Raw genomic sequence first — 17,460 nt, forward strand, 5'->3', positions numbered from 1 at the left:
ACCTCCATGTCCAATCAAACGGTACCTGCGAATACCCCGTCCTCGCCTCGGCGTTCCGCCGAGCTCGAAGAGCTGCTGATCGACGCCGAGGCTGATGATGAGGAGGTGCAGCAGGCTCCACCGCCTCTGCAGCGCCCCTGGCTGTTGCTGCTGGGGCTGATCCTGGTGGCGCTGAACCTGCGTCCGGCGCTGTCGAGCATGGCGCCACTGCTCAGTGATGTGTCGCAGCACCTGGGGCTATCGGCCGCCAAGGCCGGGCTGCTGACTACCTTGCCGGTGCTGTGCCTGGGGCTGTTCGCGCCTTTGGCGCCGCTGCTGGCCCGGCGCTTCGGCGCCGAGCGGGTGGTGCTGGGCATCCTCATGACCCTGGCCCTGGGCATTGTGCTGCGCAGTTCCTTCGGTGAGGTCGGAGTGTTTGCCGGGAGCATCCTGGCCGGCGCCAGCATCGGCGTGATCGGGGTGCTGCTGCCGGGTATCGTCAAGCGTGACTTCGCCCGGCACGCGGGCACCATGACCGGGGTCTACACCATGGCCCTGTGCCTGGGCGCGGCGATGGCGGCGGGGGCCACGGTGCCTCTGAGCCAGCATTTCGGGGGCAGTTGGGCCATGGGGCTGGGCTTCTGGGTGGTGCCGGCGCTGGTGGCGGCCCTGTTCTGGTTGCCTCAGGTGGGGCACAAGCACGGTGCTCACCATGTGGCCTTTCGCGTGCGCGGCCTGCTGCGGGACCGCCTGGCCTGGCAGGTAACCCTGTACATGGGCCTGCAATCCTCCCTGGCATACATCGTGTTTGGCTGGTTGCCGTCGATCCTGATCGGCCGTGGGCTGACCCCGACCCAGGCCGGGCTGGTGCTGTCCGGTTCGGTGATCGTGCAATTGGCCAGTTCTCTGGCGGCGCCCTGGCTGGCGACCCGGGGCAAGGACCAGCGCCTGGCCATCGTGATTGTCATGCTGATGACCCTGGGCGGCCTGTTCGGTTGCCTGTACGCGCCCATCGAGGGCCTGTGGGGCTGGGCGGTCCTGCTGGGCCTGGGGCAGGGCGGCACCTTCAGCCTGGCCCTGACCCTGATCGTGCTGCGCTCCCGGGACCCCCATGTGGCGGCCAACCTGTCGAGCATGGCCCAGGGCATCGGCTACACCCTGGCTTCCATGGGGCCGTTTGCGGTGGGCCTGGTGCACGACTGGACCGGGGGCTGGAACGCTGTGGGCTGGATTTTCGCGGTGTTGGGCTGCGGTGCGATCATTGCCGGGCTGGGCGCCGGTCGTTCGCTGCATGTGCAGGTGCAGAGCGAGAGAATCTGACGGGCCTTGCTTGCGCTATTTGCCCGGTAAATGCCGATAGTGTTCGCCGGGGTTGCGGATTATTGTGCTGCATCCCCCTTGCCCTTTCGGAGTCCGTTCATGAGTGATGCCCATCGCGCCCTGATCACCGAGTTCTATCAGGCTTTCCAGCGCCTGGATGCCGAGGCCATGAGCGCCTGCTACACCGAGGATGTGCTGTTCAGTGACCCGGCGTTCGGCGAGTTGCGCGGGCGTGATGCCGGCGATATGTGGCGCATGCTCACCTCCCGTGCCAAGGACTTTTCCCTGACTTTCGATCAGGTGCGAGCCGACTCGAATTCCGGCGGCGCGCACTGGGTTGCCACCTACCTGTTCAGCCAGACCGGCAATACGGTGATCAACGATATCCAGGCCCGGTTCGTGTTTCGCGACGGCAAGATCTGCGAGCATCACGATCAGTTCGACATGTGGCGTTGGGCGCGCCAGGCCCTGGGCACCAAGGGCCTGCTGCTGGGCTGGACGCCGCTGCTCAAGAATGCTGTTCGAGCCCAGGCGCGCAAGGGGCTCAAGGCCTTCCAGAGCGGTCGCTGAAAGCCATCCTCTGCTAAGATCGCGGCTTGTTATCCACAGGCCTCGATACCTTTTGTGACCAGCCCTCTTTCATCCTCCAGTGCCGAAACGGCGCAGCCTGCCACTGACGCCAAGCCCTGGTTCGTGTATCTGGTGCGGGCGGCCAACGGTGCCCTGTACTGCGGTATCAGCGACGACCCCGTGAAGCGCTTCGCCAAGCACCAGAGCGGCAAGGGCGCGCGTTTCTTTCTCTCCAGCCCGGCGGTGGCGCTGGTCTATACCGAGGCTTGCCGGAACAAGGGCGAAGCCTTGCGCCAGGAGCGGCTGATCAAGAAGCTCAGGAAGAGTGCCAAGGAATGCCTGGTGGCTTCGGCCACCGCCGCGGCATCAATCTGACTGATAGGTTCTCATCAGCCGGATCTGTAGGCCGTCCACGGATTGCGCGCTAAGCTCAGCGCTCTCCCTCTTCCGGCGGACCCCAGCATGTCAGAGTTGATTCTCCACCATTACCCGACCTCTCCCTTTGCGGAAAAAGCCCGCTTGTTGATGGGTTTCAAGGGGCTGTCCTGGCGCTCGGTGAAGATTTCCCCGGTGATGCCCAAGCCCGACCTGACCGCCCTGACCGGTGGCTATCGCAAGACCCCGGTGTTGCAGGTCGGCGCGGATATCTATTGCGACACGGCCTTGATCGCGCGCCGCCTGGAGCAGGAAAAATCCTCGCCTGCGCTGTTTCCCGAAGGCCAGGAAATGATCAGTGCGGCCTTCGCCGCCTGGGTCGATTCGGTAGTGTTCCAGCACGCGGTGACCCTGGTATTCCAGCCTGAATCCGCAGCCGTGCGTTTCGGCAAGCTGCCGCCGGAAGCGGTCAAGGCCTTCATGGCTGACCGTGCCGGGCTGTTCAGTGGCGGCAGCGCCAGCCGGCTGCCTCTGGAGGTGGCCAAGCATCAGTGGCCGACCCTCATGGCGCGCCTGGAGCAGCAGTTGCAGCGCGAGCCCGGGGACTTCCTGTTTGGCCAACCGTCGATTGCCGATATTGCCCTGGCTCACCCGCTGTGGTTCCTCAAGGGCACGCCGGTGACCGCGCCGCTGGTGGACGACTACCCGGCGGTTGCTGGCTGGCTGGCGCGGGTCCTGGGTTTCGGGCATGGCTCCTTCACCGAAATGAGCGCCGAAGAGGCCCTCGAGGTCTCGCGCAGTGCCAGCCCGACGGCGCTCCCGGATGAACAGTTCGTCGACCCCAACGGCTTCAAGGCGGGTCAGCAGGTGGTGATTGCCGCGACTGACTACGGTGTCGACCCGGTGGCGGGCGAGTTGCTGTTCGCCGGTACTGAAGAGCTGATCCTGCGCCGTGAAGATCCACGTGCCGGAGTGGTCCACGTGCACTTCCCACGGCTGGGCTTTCGCATCCAGGCCCAGTGATGCATATCTGCAGAAGCTGGCTTGCCTGCGAAGGCGTTCCCAGGTTCGACGAACGAGCGGCCGCCCCCTTCGCTGGCAAGGGAAACGGCTCCTAGGGCTTCAGCGCGGCCATGATTGCGTCGGGGTCGTAGGTGCGGATCAGGGTGCCATTCACGTCCAGGATCGGAATCCCGGCACCGCCCAGGGCGGTGTAGGCCTGGCGTGCCGCGGCGTCTTTCTCGATGTCGAATTCCCGGAAGGGAATGCCCTTCTGATCGAGAAAGCGCCGGGTGGCCTTGCAGTAGCCGCACCAGTCGGTGGCGTACAGCACCACCCGGGCATGCTCGCGGGTCTCTTCGCTGACCATTGCCGAAGGGTTGAACAGCCGCTCGATCTTGCCCCAGTGCTGGTAGGTCACCACCACCAGCAGGATCAGCAGGAACTTCTTCAATACCCCCTGGAGCATCAGTTACGGCGCTTGAGCTGGTCGGTCAGTTGGGTGGGCAGGCCCTTGATGATCAGGGTCCCGGCTTCTTCGTCGTACTCGATCTTCGAACCCAGTAGATGGGCCTCGAAACTGATGGACAGGCCCTCGGCGCGACCGGTGAAGCGGCGGAACTGGTTCAGGGTGCGCTTGTCCGCGGGGATCTCCGGCGACAGCCCGTAGTCCTTGTTGCGGATGTGATCGTAGAACGCCTTGGGGCGATCCTCGTCGATCAGTTCCGAGAGTTCTTCCAGGCCCATGGGTTCGCCGAGCTTGGCCTGGCTGCTGGCGTAGTCCACCAGGGTCTTGGTCTTCTCCCGGGCCGAGTCTTCCGGCAGGTCCTCGCTTTCCACGAAGTCGCTGAAGGCCTTGAGCAGGGTGCGGGTCTCGCCCGGGCCGTCGACGCCTTCCTGGCAGCCGATGAAGTCGCGGAAATACTCCGAGACCTTCTTGCCGTTCTTGCCCTTGATAAAGGAGATGTACTGCTTGGACTGCTTGTTGTTCTGCCATTCGGAGATGTTGATCCGCGCCGCCAGATGCAGCTGGCCCAGGTCCAGGTGACGGGACGGCGTCACGTCCAGCTGGTCGGTCACCGCCACGCCCTCACTGTGGTGCAGCAGGGCGATCGCCAGGTAGTCGGTCATGCCTTGCTGGTAGTGGGCGAACAGTACGTGGCCGCCCACCGACAGGTTGGACTCTTCCATCAGCTTCTGCAGATGCTCCACCGCCACCCGGCTGAACGCGGTGAAGTCCTGGCCGCCGTCCAGGTACTCCTTCAGCCAGCCGCTGAAGGGGAACGCACCGGACTCGGGGTGGAACAGGCCCCAGGCTTTGCCCTGTTTGGCGTTATAGCTTTCATTGAGGTCGGCGAGCATGTTCTCGATGGCCGCGGACTCTGCCAGTTCGGAATCGCGGGCGTGCAGGACTGCTGGGCTGCCGTCGGGTTTTTTGTCGATCAGGTGGACGATGCAATGACGGATCGGCATGGGCTTCTCGGCTGATTGAAGGGGGAGGGCGGGCTCCCCGAAAAAGTGCCCAGTGTACCGCACCCGCTGGTTTTGGCGCGGTTTGCCGGGTGATGAACGGCTCGTCGGTAAGGCTTATGCATTTTTTTACCGATTTAGAGCAATAAAGCTGACCAAATGGCTAGGTAGAGGCGGATATTTCCCCGTCTGTGTGCTAGTTTTGCCCCGTCTTACGCGATGTCTCAGCGTTAAGCGTGCATTCAGCATTTGTCGGGTCGAACCAAACCCTGATTTCGGTATCTATAACCCCGATCTGTCGTGGTTGTAACCGGGGTGCCAGATTCACAAGATCTGGCTCGATGGCTGACACTGCACTCTGCAATCCAAATGAATTTGATAGGGAAGGAACACCACAATGGCTATTACTAAAGACCAACTGATCGCTGATATCGCTGAAGCTATCGACGCGCCGAAAACCACCGCGCGTAACGCCCTGGACCAACTGGCTCAGATCGTTGCTGATCAATTGGAAAATGGCGGCGAAATCACTCTGCCAGGTATCGGCAAACTGAAAGTGACCGAGCGTCCTGCCCGTACTGGCCGTAACCCATCGACTGGCGCTGCCATCGAAATCGCTGCCAAGAAAGTTATCAAGCTGGTTGTGGCTAAAGGCCTGACCGACGCTGTTAACAAGTAATACTTGCAGTGAAACCGTGCTCAGAAGTCTTCCGGGCACGGTTTGTGTGACACCGATTCACGCAAGGTGAATCGTCTTTGAATTCCCCGCCTCTCTAGTTCTTCCTAACCCAGCGTTCCTGACCCCAGGCCTGTTGCTGTGCCTTGTCCTTGAAGGTCCAGGCGACGAAGCGGCTCTGTTTCTGTCCCTGGGACATTTCCACCACCTGGCTTTCCAGGGCTCCGGCCTTTTTCAGTGCGCTTTCAATGGCTGGCAGGTTCGAAGCCTTTGACACCAGGGTGCTGAACCACAGCACTTGCTGGCCGACGCCCGCGCTCTCGCTGATCAACTGACTGACGAAACGGATCTCGCCGCCCTCGCACCAGAGTTCCCGTGCCTGGCCGCCGAAGTTCAGCACCGGCAGCTTGCGCTTGGGATCGGCCTTGCCCAGGGCTCGCCATTTGCGCTGGCTGCCGCGGGTGGCTTCGTCCAGGGAGGCATGGAAGGGCGGGTTGCACATTGTCAGGTCGAAACGCTCGGTGCTGTCCAGCAGGCCGGTGAGGATCTGCTTGGGATTGCCCTGCTGGCGCAGGCTGATGGCCTTGTTCAAGCCGTTGGCCTGGACAATCGCCTTGGCCGCCGCCAGGGCGGTGCTGTCGATGTCCGAGCCGAGGAACTGCCAGCGGTAGTCGCTGTAGCCGATCAGGGGGTAGATGCAGTTGGCGCCGACCCCGACATCCAGGACCCGCACGGCCGCGCCACGAGGGATTTCACCCTGGTTGTGGCTGGCCAGCAGATCGGCGAGGAAGTGCACATAGTCAGCGCGACCGGGCACTGGCGGGCAGAGGAAGTCCGCCGGAATATCCCAGTGGGCGATGCCGTAGAAGGCCTTGAGCAGGGCCCGGTTGAATACCCGCACGGCGGCCGGGTCGGCGAAGTCGATGCTTTCCTTGCCATAGGGATTGAGGATCACGAACTGCCCCAACTCCGGTGTGCTCTTGATCAGTTGCGGGAAGTCGTAACGCCCCTGGTGACGATTGCGCGGATGCAGGCTGGCCTTTTCCCGGGGCGTGGCGGCTTTGGCTGGGGAGGCAGGCTTGGGTTTTTTGCGCGCAGGCTTGGGGGTGTTGGGGGCGGTCATGGGGGATCGATTCGGGGCTGGTTCAAAGTGGCGGGCATTGTCCCATATCTTGCGGCGTTGGGGCGGGAGGCTTCGCCGCCGGCAAGCCGGCTCCTGGCAAACCACCGCGTAACGCTTTCGCTGGCTTGCCAGCGAAAGCGATCTGCCGCCAATAAAAAAGGGAGGCCTTTGCGGCCTCCCTCTTTCACACTGCGCGAATCGCCGTTACAGGCTGGAGATCCGTGCGTGCTGCTCCGCCAGCTTGCCCAGGGCCTGTTCGGCCTCGGCCAGTTTGGCGCGTTCCTTCTCGATCACTTCGGCCGGGGCCTTGTCGACGAAGGACGGGTTGGACAGCTTGCCGCCCACTCGCTGCACTTCGCCTTGCAGGCGCTGGATTTCCTTGTCCAGGCGCGCCAGTTCGGCGCCCTTGTCGATCAGGCCGGCCATGGGCACCAGCACTTCCATCTCGCCCACCAGGGCCGTGGCGGACAGCGGCGCTTCGTCGCCGGCAGCCAACACAGTGATGGACTCGAGACGGGCCAGCTTCTTCAGCAAGGCTTCGTTCTCGGTCAGGCGACGCTGGTCTTCGGCGCTGACGTTCTTCAGGAACAGGGCCAGGGGCTTGCCCGGGCCGATGTTCATTTCCGCGCGAATGTTGCGAGTGCCGAGCATCAGGCCCTTGAGCCATTCGATGTCGTCCTCGGCGCCTTGGTCGATGCGGGTTTCGTTAGCCACCGGCCAAGGTTGCAGCATGATGGTCTTGCCGGTGCTGCCTGCCAACGGCGCCAGGCGCTGCCAGATTTCCTCGGTGATGAACGGCATGAACGGATGCGCCAGGCGCAGCGCCACTTCCAGCACGCGCACCAGGGTGCGACGGGTGCCGCGCTGGCGTTCAACCGGCGAGTTCTCGTCCCACAGCACGGGCTTGGACAGCTCCAGGTACCAGTCGCAGTACTGGTTCCAGATGAACTCGTACAGGGCCTGGGCGGCCAGGTCGAAACGGAACTGGTCGAGTTGGCGGGTGACTTCGGCTTCAGTGCGCTGCAGCTGCGAGATGATCCAGCGGTCCGCCAGGGACAGCTCGTAAGCTTCGCCGTTCTGGCCGCAGTCTTCGCCCTTGTCCAGTACGTAGCGCGCGGCGTTCCAGATCTTGTTGCAGAAGTTGCGGTAACCCTCGACGCGGCCCATGTCGAACTTGATGTCGCGACCAGTGGTGGCCAGGGAGCAGAAGGTGAAGCGCAGGGCGTCGGTGCCGTAGCTGGCGATGCCGTCGGCGAATTCGGCGCGGGTCTGCTTCTCGATGGCTTTCTGCAGTTTGGGCTGCATCAGGCCGGTGGTGCGCTTCTGCACCAGGGTTTCGAGGTCGATACCGTCGATGATGTCCAGCGGGTCGAGGACATTGCCCTTGGACTTGGACATCTTCTGGCCCTGGCCGTCGCGGACCAAGCCGTGCACGTACACGGTCTTGAACGGAACCTGCGGCGTGCCGTCTTCGTTCTTCACCAGGTGCATGGTGAGCATGATCATCCGGGCGACCCAGAAGAAAATGATGTCGAAGCCGGTGACCAGCACGTCGGTGGGGTGGAAGGTCTTGAGGAAGTCGGTCTGCTCCGGCCAGCCCAGGGTGGAGAAGGTCCACAGGCCCGAACTGAACCAGGTGTCGAGCACGTCGTTGTCCTGCTGCAGGGCAACGTCCGGGCCGAGGTTGTGCTTGGCCCGTACTTCCGCTTCGTCGCGGCCGACATAGACTTTGCCCGACTCGTCGTACCAGGCCGGAATGCGGTGTCCCCACCACAGCTGGCGGCTGATGCACCAGTCCTGGATGTCACGCATCCAGGAGAAATACATGTTCTCGTACTGCTTGGGCACGAAGGCGATGCGGCCGTCTTCCACGGCGGCGATGGCAGGTTCTGCCAGCGGCTTGGTGGAGACATACCACTGGTCGGTCAGCCACGGCTCGATGACGGTGCCGGAACGGTCGCCCTTCGGCACTTTCAGCGCGTGGTCGTCGACGCTCACCAGCAGGCCGGCGGCGTCGAACGCGGCCACGATCTGCTTGCGTGCTTCGAAGCGGTCCAGGCCCACGTACTCGGCCGGGATCTTGCCGTCGATGCTGTCGTTCAGGCTGCCGTCCAGGTTGAACACTTGGCAGGCCGGCAGTACGGCGGCGTTCTTGTCGAAGATGTTGAGCAGCGGCAGGTTGTGGCGCTTGCCGACTTCATAGTCGTTGAAGTCGTGGGCCGGGGTGATCTTCACGCAGCCGGTGCCGAATTCGGGGTCGCAGTAATCGTCGGCGATGATCGGGATGCGGCGGCCCACCAGGGGCAGCTCGACGAATTTGCCGATCAGGGCCTTGTAGCGCTCGTCTTCAGGGTTCACCGCAACGGCGGAGTCACCGAGCATGGTTTCCGGACGGGTGGTGGCGACGATCAGGTAGTCGTTGCCTTCGGCTGTCTTGGCGCCGTCGGCCAGCGGGTACTTGAGGTTCCACAGGAAACCCTTCTCGTCGTGGTTTTCCACTTCGAGGTCGGAAATCGCCGTGTGCAGCTTGGTATCCCAGTTCACCAGGCGCTTGCCGCGGTAGATCAGGCCGTCTTCGTGCAAGCGCACGAAGGCTTCCTTCACCGCTTCCGAGAGGCCGTCGTCCATGGTGAAGCGCTCGCGGCTCCAGTCCACGGAGGAGCCCAGGCGGCGGATCTGGCGGCTGATGTTGCCCCCGGACTGATCCTTCCATTCCCAGACTTTTTCGAGGAATTTTTCCCGGCCCAGGTCATGGCGATTCTGGCCCTGGGCTTCGATCTGGCGCTCCACTAGCATTTGCGTGGCGATGCCGGCGTGGTCGGTGCCCGGCTGCCACAGGGTGTTGCGACCCTGCATGCGGCGGAAACGGATCAGGGCGTCCATGATCGCGTTGTTGAAGCCGTGGCCCATGTGCAGGCTGCCGGTGACGTTCGGCGGCGGGATCATGATGGTGTAGGAGTCGCCCGCGCCTTGCGGGGCGAAGTAGTTCTCGGACTCCCAGGTCTGGTACCAGGAAGTTTCAATGGCGTGCGGCTGGTAGGTCTTATCCATGCGCGGCGGGACCCTATTGGCATTTATTCAGGAAAAGCCGGGAAGTATAGCGGAGGGGGGCGGCAGCAAGCCACCTGCGGCAAGCGACAAGATGGCCCGGCCCGGCTTTTGCGTGTGGCTTATGGTTTGCCGCTGGTGGCCGCTGCGAGCAGGCGTTCCAGGCGGGCGTCGAGGCGACGCTTGATCTCGGTTTCGATATGCGGCGCGAAGTCGTCGATCACGTCCTGCATGATCAGTTGTGCGGCGGCGCGCAGTTCGCTGTCCAGGTGCAGCAAGGCATCGGCGTTGTTGCTGGCGGGGGCAGGCTTGGCGACGGGGGCCGCCGCAGCAGGTACTGGAGCGGGTGTCGCCGCTTGAGCCGGTGCGGGTGCGGCGGCTGGCGCGGGTTGCGCCTTGGCAGGTGCAGCAGGGGCGGCTTGGGCAGCGGCCGGCTGCTGGTTGCCCACCATGTCGAACAGCAGGGGAATCTGTACTTCGCTGCTGACGGTCTCGGTCAGCAGTGGCGGTTGCAGGTTTTCATCGCCGAGCAGTTTACGGATCGACTCGAGGTCATCCAGCAGGTGCGCGGGCTTTTGCAGCGGATTGGGAGTGTCCATCGGGTGCTCAGAGTCGCTGTAAACGGTGATCTTGCAGAGGATAGCCCTGTTCGCGATAGAAACGGAAACTCTCGCGGGCCGCCTGACGAATAGCGGGGTCTTCTACCACCACCTCGGCAATCCGGGCAAAACGCGGGGCGAAGGCCGGCACTTTCAGGTCCAGGTTCACCAGCAGGTCATTGTGGGGGCCGGGGTCCTGGCCGAGGCCGAGGACGATCAGGCTTTCGGGTTCGCTTTCCGCCGGGCCGTGGGGGACGAAGGTTTCGCCCTTGAAGCGCCACAGGCGGGCATCGAGCTCGTCCCGTTGCTCTGCATCGCTGCAATGCAGGTAGATGCGGTGGCCCATGCGCCAGGCCTTGTCGGTGAGCTTGCAGGCAAAATCCAGGCGCGCCGCAGGGTCCGCGCTGGGAAGAATATAGAAGTCGACTTTGGTCATTGGGCTTCCTGAGCCGAGGAGGGCGCCGCCTTCATGCGGCGCCCCCTGCGGTCATGGTTTCAGGCTTTGGCGCGGTCCAGCAGGTATTGGGTCAGCAGGGGGACCGGACGGCCAGTGGCGCCCTTGTCCTTGCCACCGCTGGTCCAGGCAGTGCCGGCGATGTCCAGGTGCGCCCAGTTGAGGTTCTTGGTGAAGCGCGAGAGGAAGCAGGCGGCGGTGATGGTGCCGGCCTTCGGCCCGCCGATGTTGGCGATGTCGGCGAACGGGCTGTCCAGTTGCTCCTGGTACTCGTCGAACAACGGCAGTTGCCAGGCGCGGTCGTCGGCTTGCTGGCCGGCGCTGAGCAGTTGGCCGATCAGTTCGTCGTTGTTGCCCAGCAGGCCCGAAGTATGGGCGCCCAGGGCGACCACGCAGGCACCGGTGAGGGTGGCAATATCGATCACGGCCTGTGGCTTGAAGCGCTCGGAGTAGGTCAGGGCATCGCACAGCACCAGGCGGCCTTCGGCGTCGGTGTTGAGGATCTCCACGGTCTGCCCGCTCATGGTGGTGACGATGTCGCCAGGGCGCGCGGCGCCACCGCTGGGCATGTTCTCGGCGCAGGCCAGGATGCACACCAGGTTGATCGGCAGCTTCAGCTCCAGCACGGCGCGCAGGGTGCCGAACACACTGGCGGCGCCGCCCATGTCGTACTTCATTTCATCCATGCCGGCGCCCGGCTTGAGGCTGATACCGCCGGTGTCGAAAGTGATGCCCTTGCCCACCAGGGCGAACGGCTTCTCGGACTTCTTGCCGCCGTTGTACTGCATGACGATCAGGCGTGGCGGCTGGTCGCTGCCCTGGCCCACGGCATAGAACGAGCCCATGCCCAGTTCCTTGATCTTCTTCTCGTCGAGGACCTCGACCTTCAGGCCCTTGAACTCCTTGCCCAGGGCCTTGGCCTGTTCGCCGAGGAAGGTCGGGTGGCAGACGTTCGGCGGCAGGTTGCCCAGGTCGCGGGTAAAGGCCATGCCGTTGGCGATGGCCTGGGCATGGGTTACGCCGCGCTGGACTTCGGCTTCGGCGGCCTTGATGGTCAGCAGGGTGATTTTCTTCAGGGCGCGGGGCTCTGCCTTCTGGCTCTTGTAGCGGTCGAAGACATAACCACCGTCCACCAGGGTTTCCGCCAGCAGGCGGGTCTTGCCGTAGCTGTCGCGGCCCTTGACCACGACTTCATCCAGCGCCAGCACGGCGTCGCTGCCGCCCAGGCCCTTGAGGGTGGTGAGCACGCCGCTGATGATCTTGCGGAACGGGCGGTCGCCCAGTTCGCCGTCCTTGCCGGTGCCTACCAGCAGCACCCGCTCGGCCTTGAGCTTGGCCACGCCGTGCAGCAGCAGGCTCTGGCCGACCTTGCCGGCCAGGTCGCCGCGCTTGAGTACGGCGCTGATGGCGCCGCCGCTGAGTTCGTCGAGTTGCTTGGCAACGCTGCCGAGTTTGCGGCCTTCGCCGACGGCGACCACCAGGGTGGCAGTCTTCAACGTTTCCGGGCTAACGCTTTTTACAACCAGTTCCATGTCTGGGTCCCTGAATAAATGGTCAAAGAGCGCAGGAGGCTGTCCTGCGCCGAGCTTATCTATATAGAAGAAGACGCCGCATGCTGCCGACGACAAAGCCGCCAGTTTGAACCTCGCCGGTCGCGGCTGACAACCCTCGCATGGGCCAGTTTCGGCGCATTAGAGCGCTGGGTGAGCATCCTCCGTGACAGGCGCGCGCAATCACAGGATAATGCGCCATCTTTTTTCGGCGGCCCCGCGTCTGGGGCCGGCTCGATACGTTTGCTTGTTCGGCCGCCTTAGCCTGACAACCCTGGAGTGTCTGGTTTGATCGTCTTTCGTTATCTGTCCCGCGAAATCCTGCTGACCCTGAGTGCCGTGAGCGCGGTATTGCTGGTCATCATCATGAGCGGGCGCTTCGTCAAGTTCCTCGCGCAAGCCGCCTCGGGGGCCCTGGATCCGGGCTCGCTGTTCCTGATCATGGGTTTTCGACTGCCGGGCTTCTTGCAACTGATCCTGCCCCTGGGGCTGTTCCTCGGCATTCTCCTGGCTTACGGCCGGCTCTATCTCGAAAGCGAGATGACCGTGCTGTCGGCCACCGGCATGAGCCAGCAACGCCTGTTGGGCATAACCATGATCCCGGCGGCCCTGGTGGCCCTGCTGGTGGCCTGGCTGAGCCTGAGCCTGGCGCCCCAGGGTGCCAACCAGTTCCAGCTGTTGCTGAACAAGCAGGATGCCCTGACCGAGTTCGACACGCTGGTGGCGGGGCGCTTCCAGGCGCTCAACGACGGTACCCGGGTCACCTACACCGAGCAGTTGTCCGAAGACCGAACCAATCTGGGCGGCGTGTTCATTTCCGAGAAGCGCCTGGGCCAGCAGAAAAAGGACGAGGGCATTTCGGTGCTGGTGGCCGAGAAGGGCCATCAGGACATTCGCCCCGACGGCAATCGCTACCTGATCCTGGAAAACGGCTATCGCTATGACGGCAACCCGGGCGAGGCCAACTACCGGGTGATCAAGTACGACACCTACGGTGTTTTGCTGGAGCGTCCGGACGTCAGCGACGAAGTCACCGATCGCGATGCCATGCCCACCGCTGACCTGATCGGCAAGGATGACCTGCGAGCCCGTGCCGAGCTGCAATGGCGCCTGTCCCTGCCATTGCTGGTGTTCATCGTGACACTGATGGCGGTGCCGTTGTCCCGGGTGAACCCGCGCCAGGGCCGCTTCCTTAAACTGATCCCGGCGATCCTGCTGTACATGGCTTATCTGACCATCCTGATCGCCGTGCGCGGTGCACTGGAGAAGGGCAAGATTTCCCCGGCCCTGGGGCTGTGGTGGGTGCACCTACTGTTTCTGTTGATCGGCCTCGGCCTGATGTATTGGGAGCCGATGCGCTTGAAAATGGCGAGTCGTCGCAGCGTGAAGGAGATGGCTCGTGGTTAAGCTCGATCGCTACATCGGTAGCAGTGTGTTCATGGCTATCCTGGCGGTCCTGGGGATCATCCTCGGGCTGGCCTCGCTGTTTGCCTTCATCGATGAGATGGGGGCTGTCAACGAAACGTATACCGTGGTGGATGTAATGAGCTACGTGGCCCTCACTGCGCCGCGTCGGGTCTATGAAATGCTGCCGATGGCAGGCCTGATCGGCTGCCTGATCGGCCTTGGCAGCCTGGCCAGTAACAGCGAGTTGACCATCATGCGCGCGGCCGGTGTATCGGTGGGCCGTATTGTCTGGGCGGTCATGAAACCCATGCTGGTGCTGATGCTGGTGGGCGTGCTGGTGGGCGAATACGTAGCGCCGGCCACCGAGACCCAGGCCCAGGCCAGCCGGGCCCTGGCCCAGGGTTCCGGCGATGCCCAGAGTTCCAAGCACGGCCTGTGGCACCGCCAGGGCGATGAATTCATCCATATCAACGCAGTGCAGCCCAATGGCCTGCTCTATGGCGTGACCCGCTACCACTTCGATGATCAGCGCCACATGCTGTCGTCGAGTTTTGCCCGCCAGGCCCGTTTCCACGAGGACTACTGGCAGTTGACGGATGTCACCACCACCTACTTCCGCGACGGTCATACCGAAGTCATCAGCGTGCCCGGCGAACGTTGGGATGTGGCCTTGAGCCCGCAACTGCTGAGCACTGTGGTGATGGCGCCGGAATCCCTGTCCATCAGCGGCCTGTGGGGCTACATCCACTACCTGGCCGACCAGGGCCTGAACAACGGTCGCTACTGGCTGGCGTTCTGGGTCAAGGTCCTGCAGCCGCTGGTGACGGCGGCGCTGGTATTGATGGCCATTTCCTTCATTTTCGGTCCGCTGCGTTCGGTGACCCTGGGTCAGCGGGTATTCACCGGCGTACTGGTGGGTTTCACCTTCCGCATCGCCCAGGATCTGCTGGGCCCTTCGAGCCTGGTATTTGGCTTTTCGCCGCTGTTCGCGGTGCTGGTGCCTGCGGGTATCTGCGCGGTGGCGGGCGTCTGGCTGTTGCGCCGGGCCGGCTGATTCCGCGGCTTTGCCAGGGTCTTGACGTAACGCCCCGGTCCTTGGATCGGGGCGTTTTTGCATTTGACAAACGCTGACAGGCGAGCGTGACGCTTGTGCCGAGTATCAGGTACAATTCCCGGCTATTTTTCGGCGGGCCATGCCTGCAGCCTTTTTGAGTGTTCATCCGTGAGTGATTTGAGTCATATCCGCAATTTCTCCATCATCGCCCACATTGACCATGGCAAGTCGACTCTGGCCGATCGCTTCATCCAGATGTGCGGCGGCCTGGCCGAGCGCGAAATGGAAGCCCAGGTTCTGGACTCCATGGACCTTGAGCGTGAGCGCGGGATCACCATCAAGGCCCACAGCGTCACCCTCTATTACAAGGCCCGCGACGGCATTACCTACCAGCTGAACTTCATTGACACCCCGGGCCACGTGGACTTCACCTACGAAGTCAGCCGTTCCCTGGCGGCCTGTGAAGGTGCATTGCTGGTGGTGGACGCCGGCCAGGGCGTCGAAGCCCAGTCGGTTGCCAACTGCTACACCGCCATCGAGCAAGGCCTGGAAGTGATGCCGGTGCTGAACAAGATCGACCTGCCACAGGCCGATCCTGAGCGGGTCAAGGAAGAGATCGAGAAGATCATCGGTATCGATGCCACCGACGCCGTGACCTGCAGCGCCAAGACCGGCCTGGGCGTGGACGAGGTGCTCGAGCGCCTGGTGACCACCATTCCGGCACCGACCGGCAACATCGAAGACCCGCTGCAAGCCCTGATCATCGACTCCTGGTTCGACAACTACCTGGGCGTCGTGTCCCTGGTACGTGTACGTCATGGCCGGGTGAAGAAGGGCGACAAGATCCTGGTGAAATCCACCGGCAAGATCCACCTGGTGGACAGCGTTGGTGTATTCAACCCGAAACACACCGCCACCACCGACCTCAAGGCCGGTGAAGTGGGCTTCATCATCGCGGGCATCAAGGACATTCACGGCGCGCCCGTGGGTGACACCCTGACCCTGAGCTCGACCCCGGACGTTGAAGTGCTGCCGGGTTTCAAGCGCATCCAGCCCCAGGTCTACGCCGGCCTGTTCCCGGTCAGCTCCGACGACTTCGAGGATTTCCGCGAAGCCCTGCAGAAGCTCACCCTCAACGACTCTTCCCTGCAGTACACCCCGGAAAGCTCCGACGCCCTGGGCTTCGGCTTCCGCTGCGGGTTCCTCGGCATGCTGCACATGGAGATCATCCAGGAGCGCCTGGAGCGCGAGTACGACCTGGACCTGATCACCACCGCACCGACGGTAATCTTCGAGCTGCAACTGAAGAACGGTGAAACGATCTACGTCGACAACCCGTCCAAGCTTCCGGATCTGTCGGCGATCGAAGACATGCGCGAGCCGATCGTGCGGGCCAATATTCTTGTGCCGCAAGAGCACCTGGGCAACGTCATAACCCTGTGCATCGAGAAGCGCGGCGTGCAGCACGACATGCTGTTCCTCGGCAGCCAGGTCCAGGTGACCTACGATCTGCCGATGAACGAAGTGGTCCTGGACTTCTTCGACCGCCTGAAATCCACCAGCCGCGGCTATGCTTCGCTGGATTACCATTTCGATCGTTACCAGTCGGCTAATCTGGTGAAACTGGATGTGCTGATCAACGGTGAGAAGGTCGACGCCCTGGCGTTGATCGTGCACCGTGACAACGCCCACTACAAAGGGCGTGCGCTGACCGAAAAGATGAAAGAACTGATTCCTCGGCAGATGTTTGACGTGGCAATCCAGGCCGCCATTGGCGGGCAGATTGTGGCGCGGACAACCGTCAAGGCGCTCAGAAAGAACGTACTGGCCAAATGCTACGGCGGCGACGTTAGCCGTAAGCGCAAGCTGTTGGAAAAGCAGAAGGCCGGTAAGAAACGCATGAAGCAAGTGGGCAACGTGGAAATTCCACAAGAAGCCTTCCTTGCCGTGCTCAGGTTGGATAGTTAGGTCCTATGTCACTAAATTTCCCGCTGTTGCTGGTCATCGCTGTCTTCGTTTGCGGTCTCTTGGCGTTGCTCGACCTGGTGTTCCTGGCACCGCGCCGGCGTGCCGCCATTGCCAACTATCAGGGCAGCGTCAGCCAGCCGGACGGGGTGGTGGTCGAGAAGCTGAGCAAAGAGCCGCTGCTGGTTGAATACGGCAAGTCGTTCTTTCCGGTGCTGTTCATCGTCCTGGTGCTGCGTTCGTTCCTGGTGGAGCCGTTCCAGATTCCATCGGGCTCGATGAAGCCGACCCTGGATGTGGGCGACTTCATCCTGGTGAACAAGTTTTCCTACGGGATCCGCTTGCCGGTGATCGACAAGAAGGTCATCGAAGTCGGTGATCCGCAGCGCGGCGATGTGATGGTGTTCCGCTACCCAAGCGATCCGAACGTCAACTACATCAAGCGTGTGGTCGGCCTGCCGGGTGATGAAGTGCGCTACACCAGCGACAAGCACCTGTTCGTCAACGGTCAGCCGGTGGCGGAGCAACTGGTGGGGGCTGAACCCGGCACCTTGGGCAGCGCCGAGCTGTACAAGGAAAAACTGGGCGCCGCCGAGCACTTGATCCGCAAGGAAATGAGCCGTTACCGGGCAACCCCGGACGGTCGCTGGGTGGTGCCGGCCGGGCACTACTTCATGATGGGCGACAACCGCGACAACTCTAACGACAGTCGCTACTGGGACGATCCAAGTATTCCCAAGGACCTGCTGGGCATGGTTCCCGACAAGAATATCGTCGGCAAGGCCTTCGCAGTCTGGATGAGCTGGCCCGAACCGAAACTCAGCCACCTGCCGAATTTCTCGCGGGTTGGCCTGATCAAGTAATCACACGC

16 protein-coding genes are annotated in these 17,460 nt (G+C 62.8%); 9 read left to right on the top strand and 7 right to left on the bottom strand.

The window, feature by feature from the left end; all coding sequences use genetic code 11:
* Positions 1 to 6: 6 nt before the first annotated feature.
* The 4 genes from KI242_RS05575 (at position 7) to KI242_RS05590 (ending at position 3,267) form a co-directional block, all read left to right on the top strand.
* Positions 7 to 1,299 carry a CynX/NimT family MFS transporter gene (locus KI242_RS05575; RefSeq protein ID WP_019096059.1) on the top strand — a complete coding sequence of 431 codons (1,293 nt, stop codon included), beginning with the start codon at positions 7 to 9 and terminating at the stop codon, positions 1,297 to 1,299.
* Positions 1,300 to 1,398: 99 nt separating this feature from the next.
* A complete protein-coding gene (locus KI242_RS05580; RefSeq protein ID WP_011059407.1) occupies positions 1,399 to 1,869 on the top strand; it encodes a nuclear transport factor 2 family protein in 471 nt (156 codons plus the stop codon).
* A gap of 54 nt (positions 1,870 to 1,923) precedes the next feature.
* Positions 1,924 to 2,244, top strand: a complete 321-nt coding sequence (locus tag KI242_RS05585; RefSeq protein WP_212805980.1) for a GIY-YIG nuclease family protein — start codon at positions 1,924 to 1,926, stop codon at positions 2,242 to 2,244.
* An 87-nt stretch (positions 2,245 to 2,331) separates the two neighbouring features.
* Positions 2,332 to 3,267 carry a glutathione S-transferase family protein gene (locus tag KI242_RS05590; protein ID WP_212805981.1) on the top strand — a complete coding sequence of 312 codons (936 nt, stop codon included), beginning with the start codon at positions 2,332 to 2,334 and terminating at the stop codon, positions 3,265 to 3,267.
* Positions 3,268 to 3,358: 91 nt separating this feature from the next.
* On the opposite strand, the gene KI242_RS05595 is transcribed toward KI242_RS05590, so the two are convergent.
* Both KI242_RS05595 and yejK read right to left on the bottom strand, forming a co-directional pair.
* Positions 3,359 to 3,712: a glutaredoxin family protein gene (locus KI242_RS05595; RefSeq protein ID WP_011059410.1), complete on the bottom strand. Its 354-nt coding sequence runs from the start codon at positions 3,710 to 3,712 to the stop codon at positions 3,359 to 3,361.
* On the bottom strand, positions 3,712 to 4,716 hold the full coding sequence (yejK, locus tag KI242_RS05600) for a nucleoid-associated protein YejK (protein ID WP_011059411.1): 1,005 nt from the start codon (positions 4,714 to 4,716) through the stop codon (positions 3,712 to 3,714). Before yejK ends, KI242_RS05595 begins: the two co-directional genes overlap by 1 nt.
* 394 nt (positions 4,717 to 5,110) lie before the next feature.
* On the opposite strand from yejK, the gene KI242_RS05605 reads away from it, so the two are divergent.
* On the top strand, positions 5,111 to 5,392 hold the full coding sequence (locus KI242_RS05605) for an HU family DNA-binding protein (protein ID WP_003440137.1): 282 nt from the start codon (positions 5,111 to 5,113) through the stop codon (positions 5,390 to 5,392).
* A 94-nt stretch (positions 5,393 to 5,486) separates the two neighbouring features.
* On the opposite strand, the gene rlmF is transcribed toward KI242_RS05605, so the two are convergent.
* The 5 genes from rlmF to KI242_RS05630 form a co-directional block, all read right to left on the bottom strand.
* Positions 5,487 to 6,512, bottom strand: coding sequence for a 23S rRNA (adenine(1618)-N(6))-methyltransferase RlmF (gene rlmF / locus KI242_RS05610; RefSeq protein ID WP_053149153.1), 1,026 nt, complete (start codon positions 6,510 to 6,512; stop codon positions 5,487 to 5,489).
* Positions 6,513 to 6,716: 204 nt separating this feature from the next.
* Entirely contained in the window at positions 6,717 to 9,563 is a 2,847-nt protein-coding gene (locus tag KI242_RS05615; protein ID WP_053156478.1) for a valine--tRNA ligase, read from the bottom strand.
* Positions 9,564 to 9,682: 119 nt separating this feature from the next.
* Positions 9,683 to 10,159 (bottom strand): hypothetical protein, encoded by a 477-nt coding sequence (locus KI242_RS05620; RefSeq protein WP_041116109.1) that lies wholly within the window; start codon positions 10,157 to 10,159, stop codon positions 9,683 to 9,685.
* Positions 10,160 to 10,166: 7 nt separating this feature from the next.
* Positions 10,167 to 10,595: a DNA polymerase III subunit chi gene (locus tag KI242_RS05625; protein ID WP_015634262.1), complete on the bottom strand. Its 429-nt coding sequence runs from the start codon at positions 10,593 to 10,595 to the stop codon at positions 10,167 to 10,169.
* A gap of 59 nt (positions 10,596 to 10,654) precedes the next feature.
* The gene (locus KI242_RS05630; RefSeq protein WP_065364580.1) at positions 10,655 to 12,145 is read right to left on the bottom strand and encodes a leucyl aminopeptidase; all 1,491 of its coding nucleotides are present in this window, start codon (positions 12,143 to 12,145) and stop codon (positions 10,655 to 10,657) included.
* 306 nt (positions 12,146 to 12,451) lie between these two features.
* Between KI242_RS05630 and lptF the strand changes: the two genes are divergently transcribed.
* The 4 genes from lptF to lepB all read left to right on the top strand — a co-directional run bounded on the left by lptF (position 12,452) and on the right by lepB (position 17,452).
* Positions 12,452 to 13,570 (top strand): LPS export ABC transporter permease LptF, encoded by a 1,119-nt coding sequence (gene lptF / locus KI242_RS05635; RefSeq protein ID WP_015634263.1) that lies wholly within the window; start codon positions 12,452 to 12,454, stop codon positions 13,568 to 13,570.
* Positions 13,563 to 14,624, top strand: a complete 1,062-nt coding sequence (gene lptG, locus KI242_RS05640; RefSeq protein WP_011059418.1) for an LPS export ABC transporter permease LptG — start codon at positions 13,563 to 13,565, stop codon at positions 14,622 to 14,624. The genes lptF and lptG overlap by 8 nt, the downstream gene beginning before the upstream one ends.
* Before the next feature lie 168 nt (positions 14,625 to 14,792).
* On the top strand, positions 14,793 to 16,592 hold the full coding sequence (lepA, locus tag KI242_RS05645) for a translation elongation factor 4 (protein ID WP_011059419.1): 1,800 nt from the start codon (positions 14,793 to 14,795) through the stop codon (positions 16,590 to 16,592).
* 5 nt (positions 16,593 to 16,597) lie between these two features.
* Positions 16,598 to 17,452, top strand: a complete 855-nt coding sequence (gene lepB, locus KI242_RS05650; RefSeq protein ID WP_011059420.1) for a signal peptidase I — start codon at positions 16,598 to 16,600, stop codon at positions 17,450 to 17,452.
* Positions 17,453 to 17,460 lie beyond the last annotated feature (8 nt).

The sequence above is a fragment of the Pseudomonas sp. Eqa60 genome, assembly GCF_018326405.1.
Classification (GTDB): domain Bacteria; phylum Pseudomonadota; class Gammaproteobacteria; order Pseudomonadales; family Pseudomonadaceae; genus Aquipseudomonas; species Aquipseudomonas protegens.